Raw genomic sequence first — 14,181 nt, 5'->3', positions numbered from 1 at the left:
GATAGGGGTGCTGTTTTCAAGTAAGAACTGCGAGAAATCTACTGCGATAATTAGTAGGATATTTGACTATAATCTGGTATAATGGGAAAAAACATCGTGAGAGTGTAGTATGAAAAAATTGTGGAAAATTATTTATAGTCGGGTTTTTATAGTTCTTGCCCTTTTATTATTGACAGTCTTTGCGATAGTTTGGGTGGTTGGCTCACTAGCAGTCTATGTCCCAGCTATCTTGACGGCATTACAAGTTTTTTCTATTATTGTAGCCATTTCCATCATCAATCGCCCGATGAACGCCAGTTTCAAGTTGACCTGGATTGTTTTTGTCATCGGATTTCCTGTTTTTGGAGCCCTCTTTTACTATATTCTCCAATCTAACATTGAAACCCGTCGCTACCGTAAAACGTTTCAACATCAGGCAAATTTATTGGGACAGTATGGAAAGACTTCTGATAAGGTTATGAATGGCTTGGCTAAAGAAGACATAGAGCAGCTGAAACTGGCCCACTACATGAGCGAGTATGTTGGTTATCCACTTCATACCAATACAGATGCGGTTTATTTTTCGTCAGGCGAGGCCAAGTTTGAAGCTCTTCTTGAGGAGTTGAAAAAAGCAGAGCAGTATATCTTTATGGAGTACTTCATTGTTGATGAAGGCTTTATGTGGGAGTCGATCTTGGACATTCTCAAGGAAAAGGCGGCTCAAGGTGTAGAAGTCCGATTTATGTATGACGGAATGAATTCACTCAGTAATCTGCCTTATTTTTACTATAAAAAATTGAGGAGTTTTGGCATACAGACCAGGGTTTTTTCTCAGATTATTCCCGCCCTTTCTACCGTTCAGAACAACCGTGACCACCGTAAAATTGCTGTGATTGATGGTAAGGTGGCCTTCACGGGTGGTGTCAATATTGCAGACGAATACATCAATAGACGAGAGCGTTTTGGCTACTGGAAGGATGCGGCCATCATGATTAAAGGCGAGGCAGTATCCAACTTTACCCTTATGTTCTTGCAGATGTGGAACCACAATGAGAAAAAGCCAACTGACGATTTGAAATACCTGAAAGCTGCGCGTGAAGCTGAGGCAGAAGTCGTTGGCGGTGAGGGCTATTTCTTGGCTTATGGAGAAAGTCCATTTGATAATGATGAAGTTGCCAAGCGAGTCTGTCTGGACATGATTCAGTCTGCAACGGACTACATCTATATCATGACCCCTTATTTGGTTTTGGATGATGAGATGATTGACAACCTGACTTATGCCGCTAAACGAGGCGTAAGGGTCAAATTGCTTTTGCCTCATATCTATGACAAGCAGTCAGCCTATCTGGCCGCTCGGACAGATTTTAGAACCTATTTAGAAGCTGGAATTGAAATCTATGAATTCACGCCAGGTTTTGTCCACTCTAAAGTTGTCTTGGTTGATGATAAGAAGGCAACTGTAGGCACAGTCAATATGGATTTCCGTTCCTTCTACCTCAACTTTGAATGTGGCTTGTATGTTTACAACCATGAGCAAGTGCTAGCAGATATTTTACAGGATTTCGAAGAGTCCTTTGCCCAATCCGAGCGAATTACCTTGGTCGGTTTTGAAAATACCTATCCTTGGTATAAGCGACTTGCCGGCGCCTTGATGAATATTATTTCACCATTGCTTTAAAAATAATCTTGCATAGTTGGAGCAAGGGGTGATTGATTACATTCAGTCCTCCCTCTGCTCCATTTTTCTTTGAAAATGGTATAATAGTAGGACAGCTTAAAGGAGTAAAAAACGTGATAAAACCCAACTATGACTGGCAATTATTGACCGGTTTTTCTGATGAACAATTTATCAAAGTCGCTAAAAAAGAAGGATTGGACCCTGTAGCTGCAAAGTTACTCTACGAACGTGGTATTCAGTCGGCGGAAGAGTTGCAAGCTTTTTTACAACCAAGCCTAGAAGATCTCCACGATCCCTATTTGTTACATGATATGGACAAGGCAGTGGAGCGGATCCGTCGGGCCATTGAAGATTATGAACAAATCTTGATCTATGGGGATTATGATGCGGACGGGATGACCTCAGCCTCTATTCTCAAGGAAACCTTGGAAGAAATGGGGGCTGAAGTCCAGGTCTATCTTCCAAACCGTTTTACAGATGGCTATGGTCCCAATCAGTCGGTTTACAAGTATTTTATCGAGCAACAAGGCATTTCTCTCATTGTGACGGTGGATAATGGCGTAGCGGGTCATGAAGCCATTGCCTATGCTCAGGAAATGGGTGTCGATGTGGTTGTGACTGACCACCATTCCATGCAGGAAACTCTTCCCAATGCCTATGCTATTGTTCACCCAGAACATCCAGAGGGAAACTATCCCTTCAAACACTTAGCTGGTTGTGGTGTGGCCTTCAAATTGGCCTGTGCTCTTCTTGAAACCGTTCATGCAGACTTGCTGGACTTGGTTGCCATTGGGACTATCGCTGATATGGTAAGCCTTACAGGCGAAAATCGTGTCATGGTCAAGTATGGACTTTCTCTTCTCAAACAGACCGAGCGAGCAGGTCTTCAGGAATTGATGAAGATTGCAGGAATTGATGTAGATAGCCTTGACGAAGAAACAGTTGGTTTCCAACTGGCCCCGAGATTGAATGCTCTGGGGCGTCTGGACGATCCAAATCCAGCCATCGAATTATTGACTGGTTTTGATGATGAAGAAGCTCATGAGATTGCTCTCATGATTGACAGTAAAAATGAAGAGCGGAAGAGTATTGTTCAAGCTATCTATGATGAAGCCAAGTCCATGCTTCGAAGTGATAGACCCGTCCAAGTTCTGGCTAAAGAGGGCTGGAATCCTGGTGTTCTAGGGATTGTGGCTGGCCGTCTCTTAGAGGAATTGCATCAACCCGTTATTGTTTTGTCCATTGAAGATGGGAAGGCCAAGGGGTCAGCCCGCTCGGTCGAGGCAGTGGATATCTTTCAAGCCCTGAAAGACCATCAAGATCTCTTTATCGCCTTTGGTGGCCATGCGGGTGCGGCTGGTATGACCTTGGAAGTGGAAAAACTGGACCAGTTGGCAGAAACTCTCGCAGCCTACATTGCTGACAACAAGCTGGACCTCTCGAGCAAGTCTTCTTTGATTTTAGATGAAGAATTAGACTTAGAAGAATTGACCCTGGACACTCTCAAGTCCTTTGAAAAACTGGCACCTTACGGAATGGATAATAAAAAACCAGTTTTCTATGTCAAGGATTTCCAAGTAGAATCTGCACGAACCATGGGGCAGAATAATGCCCACCTCAAACTACGTATTACCAAAGCTGGCTCTGGTTTTGATGTCGTAGCCTTTGGCAAGGGCAATCTTGCCTTGGAATTTTCTCAAGCTAAAAACTTGGAGTTGGCCGTTACTCTCTCCGTCAACAAGTGGAATGGCAATACCAGTCTCCAGCTCATGCTAGTGGATGCCAGGGTCAATGGTGTTCAACTCTACAACATTCGCGGAAAACAACATCAGCTTCCAGTAGGTATTCCTATTGTGGATGTGGCCAATCCAGCGACGGATGTAAAAGCCATTGTCCTAGCTAGTTTGCCAGAGGACATGAGTAGTTTGCGCAGCTATTTCCAAGAAAATGACTTTGAGGCAATTTACTTCAAAAATGAAATTGCCAAGCCTTACTATCTGGATGGCTATGGTAGCCGGGACCAGTTTGCCAAATTGTACAAGACCATCTACCAGTTTGATGAGTTTGATGTGCGGTACAAACTGAAAGACCTGGCCTCTTATTTGAAAATCAAGGATACCCTCTTAGTCAAAATGATTCAGATTTTCCAAGAATTAGAATTTGTTACTATCACGGACGGTGTCATGCGGGTTAATAAAGATGCACGGAAACGGGAAATCGCAGAAAGTCAGATTTACCAAGACTTGAAGAAAACTGTTATCCAGCAAGAATTGATGGCACTTGGCACGGTTCAAGAAATCTATGACTGGCTATGTGGACGAGCTTGATGATGACTGTATTTCTGGGTCTTCTGCTTTTATTGCTTATCGTTGCACATATTCGATATACCAATCGCCGAAAGAAAGGTATGAAAGACTTGGAACAAATGGAACCAGTCCAGCAAGCCTTAAGAAAATTGAAGAAAGGTGGTTGGTCGGACAAAGCAATTCAGAAGGCCTTTCTAAGACCCTTGCTTCGATTGTCTAAGGAAGACATTTCAATCTTCACTAACAATTTCGTAGCAGAAGCGGTAGTGTTTGCCTCGGCTAGCTTCTACCAGTTGCTAAGGGCTGAAAGTCTTAATTTGACCCAGGATCAAGCACAGCGTTTGCTAGAACGAATGATGGAGAACTTGGTATTTCCAGCGGAACTTGACCACAGTCACTTGCCTGACTTGCTAGAAAAGATAGATTGCGACTGTCCTCCCCATCATCCATTTTGGTGGTATTTTGCTGGGCTAGTTGATCGAGCTTTTCCAGAACAGCAGCTTGCAGAGAATGGAGCTTTAAACCGACAAGTCCATCAATTACGCTATCTGATTTCCTACCAGCAGGCTAGTTGGGTGCGCCAGCATTATGGACAGGGGAAGACAGATTGGCAGGCCTTGGTAGCCTATCTAGCTAGCCTGCCTCGCTGGTCCTATCGCTTGAGGGAATCCGCTCGTCTGCATAATAAGAAAGGTTTTGGTCAATCAAGAGCAGAAACCTTACCGATCAATTTGAAAGTTCTCATCGGCTTTCATAGCGAGTTTATTCTGGCGCAAGATGGTCAATTTGCCTTGATTTTGGATGAAAAACCTTCTAAAAATGGAGTGGTCAATGGTGCTTCCTTTAATTATGCCAGAGCCAACAATAAACGCCATGCCCAACTAGATATGGCTCCAGTTGGCCCCCATGACCCAGCATTTCGGAAGAAAACGATCAGGTCTAAAGCTAGGACCTACCTATCTCCTAGTCGGATTTTTAAGCATCAAGTCAAACATCATCAGACAGCTTGGGAGCAATCCTACTTCAACCCCAATGGTGTTTTTTCCTTTCGGGGAAATAGCAGAGCAGGGCTTGTAGCTGGTTTGAGCAAGCGATTTGCCAAAGATATAAGATTTGAAATGTACCAAAAACTAATTTCATGGTATAATAAAGAGTAAAACTAAAAATTTAAAGAGAGACAAAAATGAATTTAAAAGATTACATCGCAACTATTCCTGATTATCCAAAAGAGGGTATTGAATTCCGTGACATCAGTCCTTTGATGGCTGACGGGAATGCCTACAGCTATGCCGTACGTGAAATTGTTCAATACGCGACGGATAAGCAAATCGATATGATTGTGGGTCCAGAGGCGCGTGGTTTCATCGTTGGTTGTCCAGTTGCCTTTGAATTGGGAATTGGTTTTGCGCCAGTTCGTAAGCCAGGCAAATTGCCACGCGAAGTTATCTCGGCTGACTATGAAAAAGAGTACGGTCTTGATACCTTGACCATGCACGCAGATGCTATTAAACCAGGTCAACGCGTTCTTATCGTAGATGATTTGTTGGCAACTGGTGGTACAGTCAAAGCTACCATCGAAATGATCGAAAAACTTGGTGGTATTGTAGCGGGCTGCGCCTTCTTGATTGAGCTGGACGAGCTGAAAGGCCGTGAAGCAATCGGTGATTACGATTACAAAGTTTTGATGCACTACTAATACTAGGGTATAGCCAAATCTTATAACTGGTACTTATTTTATTCTAATTGAATTGCATAACAACCTGTCTTATAATAAAGATAAGAAACTCAGGAGGTTGCTTATGCCAATTAAAATTGAAACATCATTACCAGCCGTAGATATTTTGAGAGAAGAGAATATTTTTGTCATGGACAGTGTCCGTGCCAGTCATCAGGACATCCGTCCTATCAAGATTTTAATTCTCAATCTCATGCCACAGAAAATTGTGACGGAGACTCAGTTGCTCCGTCTTTTGGCGAATACTCCCTTGCAACTGGAAGTGGAATTTCTATGTATGGCAAGCCATGAATCAAAAAACACTCATTCTGACCATTTGGAGCAGTTTTATAAGACCTTTGAGCAGGTCAAAGATACGTTTTTTGATGGTTTGATTGTCACAGGTGCACCAGTGGAGAACTTGCCCTTTGAAGAAGTGGATTATTGGCAGGAATTGACACAGGTCTTCGAATGGTCAAAAAGCCACGTTTATTCGACCCTGCATATTTGTTGGGGGGCGCAGGCTGGCTTATATGCCCGCTATGGTGTGCCTAAGCATTCCATGACAAGAAAGTTGTCTGGTGTCTATTGTCAGGAGGTAACCCATCCTACTTGTTCACTCATGCGTGGTTTTGATGACGAGTTCCGTTCGCCCCACTCACGCTATACAGAGGTCAAGGAGGCTGATATTGCCCATCTGGATGACCTGCTCATCTTGTCGCAAGGGAAGGAAGTAGGCTTGTCCATTTTAGCCAGCAAGGATTTGAGAGAAGTCTATAGTTTTGGACATTTGGAGTATGACAGAGATACGCTTGCCAAAGAATACCAGCGCGATTGCTTGGCAGGTAAAAATCCTCATATCCCAGAAAATTATTTCAAGCAAGATGACCCAACAAGTAGACCATCTTTATCATGGAACCTTCCAGCAGCACAATTCTTTACCAACTGGGTCAACTATGCTGTCTATCAGGAAACCCCTTATGATTGGAAAACCTTCGAGCAGTCAGCACTTTCAGCAAGTCTTTAATGTTTAAAGAGGAAATATGAACTATTCACAGCAATTTCGGCAGGGGCATTTGGTCCTTCCAGCAGCCATCCTATTTCATTATCAGGAGCTTTTTCCATCAGCAGATGATTTTTTAGTCTGGCAATTTTTCTTTTATCAGAATACGTCCTCGTTGGAGAACTTAGCCCCTAGTGAGATTGCTCAGGCGACGGGCAAAACGGTTGCCCAGGTCAACCAAGCTATTGAAAATTTGCAGGAAGCAGGTCTTCTGGACTTTAAGACCATCAGTATTGCTGGTGAAATTGAAATGATTTTTGATGCGTTGCCAGCACTTGAAAAATTAGATGAATTGCTAGCTCCTAAAGTGGAAGAAGAATTCCTACCAGTCGAAAATGACTTAAAAACCATTGTCGGTGAGTTTGAGCGTGAATTAGGTCGTCTATTGTCGCCTTATGAAATCGAGGATTTGCAGAAGACAATCGAAGATGACAAGACCTCTGTTGACTTGGTGCGTGCTGCCCTAAGAGAAGCAGTTTTTAACAATAAAACCAACTGGAAATACATCCAAGCGATTTTGCGTAACTGGCGACGGGAGGGAATTACAACTGTCGCTCAAGTAGAAGCCAAACATGCAGAAAGAGAAGCCCAGCAACCTAAAAATGTGACGGTTTCGAGCGACTTTCTGGATGCCATGTGGATGTGGAAAGATTAAAATGGAAACAAAATTATCAAAAAGACTGGCAGCAGTCGCAGATTACGTGCCCCAGGGGGCTCGCTTAGCAGATGTAGGGAGTGACCATGCTTATCTCCCTCTTTTTTTGGTGGAACAGGGCAGGATTGATTTTGCGGTCGCAGGTGAGGTGGTCCAAGGACCTTACCAGTCAGCCCTACAAAATGTGGAGCAGGCTGGTCAGTCAGAAAAGATTGCTGTCCGCCTGGCAAATGGTCTGGCAGCAGTTGAGCTGGCTGACCAAGTAAGCACTGTGACCATTGCAGGAATGGGTGGTCGTTTAATTGCCGAAATCTTGGAAGCTGGAAAAGACAAGCTTGTCGCTGTAGAGCGATTGGTTTTACAGCCCAATAACCGTGAAGATGATGTCCGACGGTGGTTGGTTGAGCATGATTTTCAGCTGGTTGCTGAGAAAATCTTGGAAGAAAACGATAAGATTTATGAAATCTTAGTGGCAGAGAAGGGCAGTGTTGACTTGGCTGCAGACCAGTTGCGGTTTGGTCCTTATTTGCTGGAAGAGCAGTCGGCAACCTTCCAGAAGAAGTGGCTCAAGGAGCTGGACAAGTTGACCTATGCCTTGGAACAAGTGCCTCTTGAACGCCAAGCTGACCGCTCTGCCATTTCCCAAAAAATCCAACAAATTCAGGAGGTGCTTCATGTTAGCAAGTAAAATAATCGAGCGGTACCAGGCTTTTTGTCCGCCTTCTTTGGCTATGGAGGGTGATGTCAAGGGCTTGCAAATCGGCACGCTAAACAAGGAAATCCGTCGGGTCATGGTGGCACTGGACATTCGAGAAACGACGGTGGCAGAGGCCATTGACAAGCAGGTGGACCTGATTATTGTCAAGCATGCTCCGATTTTCCGTCCGATTAAGGATTTGGTGGCGGATAATCTTCAAACCAAAATTTACTTGGATTTGATTAAGAACGACATTGCGGTCTATGTCAGCCATACGGATATTGATGTGGTGGACGGAGGTCTCAACGACTGGTTCTGCGAGCTCCTAGGTATTCAGGACACCACCTATCTGATTGAAACTGCCGAGGGGCAGGGGCTGGGTCGTGTGGGGACAATAGCAGAGCAGACCTTGGAGGAATTGGCCTTGAAAGTCAAGTCGGTCTTTGGTCTAGATGCTGTCCGTCTGGTGACCTATGGGCACCAAGCTCAGCAGTATGTCAACCGTGTGGCGATTTGTGGTGGCAGTGGTGGCTCTTACTACCATGAGGCTCTTGCCAAGGGGGCAGATGTTTATATCACAGGCGATATTTACTACCATACAGGTCAGGATATGCTGACCCAGGGCTTGCTAGCGATTGACCCAGGTCATCATATCGAAGCCTTGTTTATCAAGAAAATTGCAGATTTGTTAGAAACTTGGAAGGCAGAAGAGGGCTGGGATGTGGACATTCTACCCTCGACCGTTTCAACCAATCCATTTAGACACTTGTAAAAGTCACAAAAGTTGTGGCTTTTTTCTGTCTTCCTCTTGATTTTTTAGGATAGTTAGGGTATCCTAATTATCATACTATGTGCAGTTAAAAAGGAGATGTGAAATGGCTTGGTTTACGGAACAGTCTGTGGTTCTACAGGCGCTGCTGGGTGGTTTATTTACATGGTTTTGTACTATTCTGGGTTCAGCCATTGTCTTTTTCTTTAAGACGGTCAGTCGTCGTTTGCTGGATACCATGTTAGGTTTTGCAGCAGGTGTCATGATTGCAGCTTCATTCTGGTCCTTGCTGGCTCCGTCTATTGAATATGCTGAAGCTACCTATGGCAGTCTGGCTTGGATTCCAGCTGCAGTCGGCTTTGCAGTCGGTGGTATTTTCTTGCGCTTGGTGGATGCCTGGGTACCGCATTTGCACTTGGGACATGACAAAGAGCAGGCAGAAGGTGGCGATGAGAAGAACAGGAAAAATCTATCTAAGACAGCTCTGCTATTTTTAGCCATTACCATCCACAATATTCCCGAAGGCTTGGCAGTCGGAGTGACTTTTGGTGCCTTGGCTTCTAATTACAGTCCAGCTGCCTTTGTAGGTGCTTTAGGACTTGCGATTGGGATTGGCTTGCAAAACATTCCCGAAGGTGCAGCCTTGGCCATTCCGATTCGGACAGATGGAGCTTCACGTTGGAAGGCATTTTACTGGGGTTCCATGTCAGCCATTGTAGAACCGATTGCAGCCCTAGTAGGTGCGGTGGCGGTGACGTATATGACCCCTATCTTGCCTTACGCCCTGTCCTTTGCGGCAGGAGCCATGATTTTCGTTGTAGTGGAAGAATTGATACCAGAATCACAAACAAACGGCAATACAGATATTGCAACACTTGGGCTCATGGCTGGGTTTATCATTATGATGGTCTTGGATGTGGCACTTGGTTAAGGAATAAAAGGAGGAAGTCTGATGTTCAGGCTTTTTTCTTATGACATTATCTCTGAAAATATGGTATAATGAACTGATTATTAAATGAGGGAAGGTACTCTTATATGAAAGGTATTATTCTGGCAGGGGGGTCTGGTACTCGCCTTTATCCACTGACTCGTGCAGCATCCAAGCAGTTGATGCCCATTTACGATAAACCAATGATTTATTATCCTTTATCTGTACTTATGTTGGCGGGGATTAAAGAAATCTTGATTATCTCAACTCCTCAGGATCTTCCTCGTTTCAAGGATATGTTGGGCGATGGTTCAGAATTGGGGATCTCTCTTTCTTACGCGGAACAACCAAGTCCAGACGGCTTGGCACAAGCCTTTATCATCGGTGAAGACTTTATTGGTGATGACAATGTAGCCTTGATTTTGGGCGACAACATCTACCATGGAAATGGCTTGACCAAGATGTTGCAACGTGCTGCTAGCAAAGAGAAGGGTGCGACTGTCTTTGGTTACCAAGTTAAAGACCCAGAGCGCTTTGGTGTGGTAGAATTTGACGAAGATATGAATGCCATCTCTATCGAAGAAAAACCAGAAGTGCCAAAATCAAACTTTGCGGTTACTGGTCTCTACTTCTATGACAATGATGTTGTTGAGATTGCCAAAAATATCAAACCGTCCCCTCGTGGTGAATTGGAAATTACAGATGTCAACAAGGCCTACCTTGAACGTGGTGACTTGTCTGTGGAGCTCATGGGACGCGGATTTGCTTGGTTGGATACAGGTACGCATGAAAGCTTACTAGAAGCTGCTCAATACATCGAAACGGTTCAACGCTTGCAAAACGTTCAAGTGGCTAACTTGGAAGAGATTGCCTATCGCATGGGCTACATTACAAAAGAACAAGTGCATGAGTTGGCGCAACCACTTAAGAAAAATGAATACGGACAATACTTGCTCCGTTTGATTGGAGAAGCCTAATGACAGAAAACTTTTTCGGTAAAACACTAGCAGCTCGCCCAGTTGAAGCTATTCCTGGAATGTTAGAATTCGACATTCCTGTTCATGGTGACAACCGTGGCTGGTTTAAGGAGAACTTCCAAAAGGAAAAAATGTTGCCTCTCGGCTTCCCTGAAAGCTTCTTTGCAGTAGGGAAATTACAAAATAATGTTTCCTTCTCTCGCAAAAACGTTCTTCGTGGTCTTCACGCAGAGCCTTGGGATAAGTACATCTCCGTAGCGGACGGCGGTAAGGTTTTGGGAACTTGGGTCGATCTTCGTGAAGGCGAGACCTTCGGTAATACTTACCAAACCGTTATCGATGCTTCAAAAGGTATCTTCGTTCCACGTGGCGTTGCCAACGGTTTCCAAGTTTTGTCAGACTTTGTGGCTTACAGCTACTTGGTCAACGACTACTGGGCTTTGGAACTCAAGCCTAAGTATGCCTTCGTCAACTACGCTGACCCTAACCTTGATATCCAGTGGGAAAACCTAGAAGAAGCGGAAGTTTCAGAGGCAGATAAAAATCACCCACTTCTCAAAGATGTGAAGCCTTTGAGAAAAGAGGACCTCTAATGTTTCAAGCCTTTTTGGAAATAGCAGAGCAGTTAAACAAGCTTGGAATCATACCCTTGTTAATGGGCTCAGTTGGTTTAGAAAGGCGCACAGGGAGGGACTGGCAGGCAGGAGATTTAGATATTCATGTTCCGAGTGATCCGCGTGGCTGGGAAGCCCCAGATGACGAACGGATTTATCGTGCTGATGAGCTGATTGCCATGATGAACCAACTAGGCTATGTCCTTGTTGACCGTCATGAACATGAATTTCATAAAGACGGCTTATCTGTTGAATTCGGAGGCCTTCATTCACTTCCTGAATTTGCAGGTGTAGAGCTAGAAGATTTGGAAGAACTAGAAACAGCAGGTGTTCGCTATTACCTACCGACACTTAAACAATACCTAAAAATCTATCAAGCCTCCTCCAAAGATTCCTACCGAGCAGAAAATAACAATCAAAAAGACTTTGCCAAGATTGCTTACTTGAAAGAAATCTTGAGGTAGTCTGATAATGCAAGAGGGCGAGCAAAGCGAGCCAATCGCGATAGTTTCCGCCGTAGTGAAAATAGGAACCTGTATTCATAGTTCAGTACGTTCATCTAAGGCTATTTTTTCAGCTACTCATCGTTAGTTTTTTTCAGAATACAGTCAGTATTCCCTCAAAAAACTGCCTTGATTAGCGAAAAACTATCTCTTATATAAAAGCACTTCACTTGTGAATACAGGTTCCGAGATTACGTTTTACGTAATCTTGCAGGGAAATTTTGAAACCTTAGGTTCAAAATTTAGCCATGAAACCGAAGGTTTGCTGGCGCCCCCCACTACCTAAGCTGACACACAAAAAAGAAAAAACTTTTCGGAGAAAAAAATGTCTCAATTTAAAAATATTATCGTAACTGGTGGAGCTGGTTTCATCGGTTCAAACTTTGTACACTATGTTTTTAACAATCATCCAGACGTTCACGTAACTGTTTTGGATAAACTCACTTATGCAGGAAACAAGGCTAACTTGGAAGCTATTCTTGGTGACCGTGTTGAGCTTGTTGTTGGTGATATCGCAGATGCTGAATTGGTTGACAAATTGGCTGCTAAGGCAGATGCCATTGTTCACTATGCGGCAGAAAGCCACAACGACAACTCTCTCAACGATCCAAGCCCATTTATCCATACCAACTTTATCGGTACTTATACTCTTCTTGAAGCGGCTCGTAAATACGACATCCGTTTCCACCATGTATCAACAGATGAAGTGTACGGTGACCTTCCTTTGCGTGAAGATTTGCCAGGTCATGGCGAAGGTCCAGGCGAGAAATTTACTGCGGAAACCAACTACAACCCATCATCACCTTACTCATCAACCAAGGCTGCATCCGACTTGATTGTCAAAGCATGGGTACGTTCATTTGGTGTCAAAGCAACGATTTCAAACTGTTCAAACAACTACGGTCCTTACCAACACATCGAGAAATTTATCCCACGCCAAATCACCAATATCTTGGCAGGTATTAAGCCAAAACTTTACGGTGAAGGCAAGAATGTTCGTGACTGGATCCATACCAACGACCACTCAACTGGCGTTTGGGCAATCTTGACAAAAGGCCGTATGGGTGAAACCTACCTGATCGGTGCTGACGGAGAGAAGAACAACAAAGAAGTGCTTGAATTGATTCTTGAAAAAATGGGTCAACCAAAAGACGCTTACGATCATGTAACTGACCGTGCAGGACACGATTTGCGCTATGCTATTGACGCAAGCAAACTTCGTGATGAACTTGGATGGACACCACAATTTACAGATTTCTCTCAAGGTTTGGAAGAAACTATCCAGTGGTATACAGATAACCAAGACTGGTGGAAGGCTGAAAAAGAAGCTGTTGAAGCCAATTACGCAAAAACACAAGAAGTTATTAAATAAGACAATTGAAGGCTGGGGCTTTGGCCCAAGCCTTTCTTGAAACGAGGAGTAAATATGATTTTAATTACAGGTGCAAATGGTCAGTTGGGAACTGAGTTGCGTTACCTCTTGGATGAACGTGGTGTCGAGTATGTTGCTGCTGACGTAGCAGAAATGGACATCACAGATGCAGAGAAAGTAGAAGCCTTCTTTGCAGAAATCAAGCCAAGCGTTGTCTACCACTGTGCAGCCTATACAGCGGTTGATATGGCAGAAGACGAGGGCAAGGAACTCAACTACAAGATTAACGTAACAGGCTCTGAAAATGTCGCCAAGGCAGCCGCTAAATACGATGCGACCCTTGTCTATATCTCAACAGACTACGTCTTCAACGGTGAGTTGCCAGTTGGCCAAGAGTGGCAAGTAGATGACCAACCAGATCCGCAATCTGAATATGGTCGTACCAAGCGTCTGGGTGAAGAAGCGGTCGAGAAATTCGCAGACAAATTCTACACCGTTCGTACTGCCTGGGTCTTTGGTAACTATGGCAAAAACTTTGTCTTTACTATGCAAAACCTTGCGGAAAGCCGGGACACCTTGACAGTTGTCAATGACCAACACGGTCGCCCAACTTGGACCCGTACCCTTGCGGAATTTATGGTTCACTTGGTTGAAACTGGTCAAGAATTTGGCTATTATCATTTGTCAAACGATGCAGCAGAAGATACAACCTGGTTTGACTTTGCGACTGAAATCCTCAAAGATACTAATACCAAAGTATTACCAGTGGATTCTAGCCAATTCCCAGCCAAGGCAAAACGTCCATTCAACTCAACTATGAATTTGGATAAGGCCAAGGCGACAGGCTTTGATATCCCAACTTGGCAAGAAGCCTTGGAAGCATTTTATAACCAAGCTAAGAAATAAGGGAAGCGAGCACCGACTCG

At 44.1% G+C, this 14,181-nt stretch carries 14 protein-coding genes; all 14 read left to right on the top strand.

Translation table 11 applies throughout. From position 1 onward, the window contains the following. Positions 1-109: 109 nt before the first annotated feature. On the top strand, positions 110-1,657 hold the full coding sequence (gene cls / locus C1E58_RS04010; RefSeq protein WP_105209431.1) for a cardiolipin synthase: 1,548 nt from the start codon (positions 110-112) through the stop codon (positions 1,655-1,657). Between the two features lie 113 nt (positions 1,658-1,770). After that, a complete protein-coding gene (gene recJ, locus C1E58_RS04005) occupies positions 1,771-3,984 on the top strand; it encodes a single-stranded-DNA-specific exonuclease RecJ (protein WP_105209430.1) in 2,214 nt (737 codons plus the stop codon). Further along, positions 3,984-5,120: a DUF3114 domain-containing protein gene (locus C1E58_RS04000; RefSeq protein WP_105209429.1), complete on the top strand. Its 1,137-nt coding sequence runs from the start codon at positions 3,984-3,986 to the stop codon at positions 5,118-5,120. Before recJ ends, C1E58_RS04000 begins: the two co-directional genes overlap by 1 nt. 26 nt (positions 5,121-5,146) lie before the next feature. Next, positions 5,147-5,659 carry an adenine phosphoribosyltransferase gene (locus tag C1E58_RS03995; protein WP_105113963.1) on the top strand — a complete coding sequence of 171 codons (513 nt, stop codon included), beginning with the start codon at positions 5,147-5,149 and terminating at the stop codon, positions 5,657-5,659. A 103-nt stretch (positions 5,660-5,762) separates the two neighbouring features. After that, a complete protein-coding gene (gene metA / locus C1E58_RS03990) occupies positions 5,763-6,704 on the top strand; it encodes a homoserine O-acetyltransferase MetA (RefSeq protein WP_105209428.1) in 942 nt (313 codons plus the stop codon). 16 nt (positions 6,705-6,720) lie between these two features. Further along, positions 6,721-7,395: a DnaD domain-containing protein gene (locus C1E58_RS03985; protein WP_105113961.1), complete on the top strand. Its 675-nt coding sequence runs from the start codon at positions 6,721-6,723 to the stop codon at positions 7,393-7,395. Between the two features lies 1 nt (position 7,396). Next, entirely contained in the window at positions 7,397-8,083 is a 687-nt protein-coding gene (locus C1E58_RS03980; protein ID WP_105209427.1) for a tRNA (adenine(22)-N(1))-methyltransferase, read from the top strand. Further along, positions 8,070-8,864, top strand: a complete 795-nt coding sequence (locus tag C1E58_RS03975; RefSeq protein WP_105209426.1) for a Nif3-like dinuclear metal center hexameric protein — start codon at positions 8,070-8,072, stop codon at positions 8,862-8,864. The genes C1E58_RS03980 and C1E58_RS03975 overlap by 14 nt, the downstream gene beginning before the upstream one ends. A 103-nt stretch (positions 8,865-8,967) precedes the next feature. Beyond that, on the top strand, positions 8,968-9,792 hold the full coding sequence (locus tag C1E58_RS03970) for a ZIP family metal transporter (protein WP_105209425.1): 825 nt from the start codon (positions 8,968-8,970) through the stop codon (positions 9,790-9,792). Positions 9,793-9,896: 104 nt separating this feature from the next. Next, the gene (gene rfbA, locus C1E58_RS03965; protein ID WP_105209424.1) at positions 9,897-10,766 is read left to right on the top strand and encodes a glucose-1-phosphate thymidylyltransferase RfbA; all 870 of its coding nucleotides are present in this window, start codon (positions 9,897-9,899) and stop codon (positions 10,764-10,766) included. Beyond that, complete coding sequence (locus C1E58_RS03960) at positions 10,766-11,359, top strand: dTDP-4-dehydrorhamnose 3,5-epimerase family protein (RefSeq protein ID WP_105209423.1); 594 nt, start codon at positions 10,766-10,768, stop codon at positions 11,357-11,359. Before rfbA ends, C1E58_RS03960 begins: the two co-directional genes overlap by 1 nt. Continuing rightward, the gene (locus C1E58_RS03955; RefSeq protein ID WP_105209422.1) at positions 11,359-11,844 is read left to right on the top strand and encodes a phosphoribosylanthranilate isomerase; all 486 of its coding nucleotides are present in this window, start codon (positions 11,359-11,361) and stop codon (positions 11,842-11,844) included. Before C1E58_RS03960 ends, C1E58_RS03955 begins: the two co-directional genes overlap by 1 nt. 364 nt (positions 11,845-12,208) lie before the next feature. Then, positions 12,209-13,255 (top strand): dTDP-glucose 4,6-dehydratase, encoded by a 1,047-nt coding sequence (gene rfbB / locus C1E58_RS03950; protein WP_105118093.1) that lies wholly within the window; start codon positions 12,209-12,211, stop codon positions 13,253-13,255. Positions 13,256-13,309: 54 nt separating this feature from the next. Further along, a complete protein-coding gene (gene rfbD / locus C1E58_RS03945) occupies positions 13,310-14,161 on the top strand; it encodes a dTDP-4-dehydrorhamnose reductase (RefSeq protein WP_105209421.1) in 852 nt (283 codons plus the stop codon). The last annotated feature ends 20 nt before the right edge of the window (positions 14,162-14,181 follow it).

Source organism: Streptococcus suis (genome assembly GCF_002964575.1).
Taxonomy (GTDB): Bacteria; Bacillota; Bacilli; order Lactobacillales; family Streptococcaceae; genus Streptococcus; species Streptococcus suis_R.
Note: the sequence above shows the minus strand (reverse complement) of the source record. Positions and strands in the feature narration are given on the sequence as shown.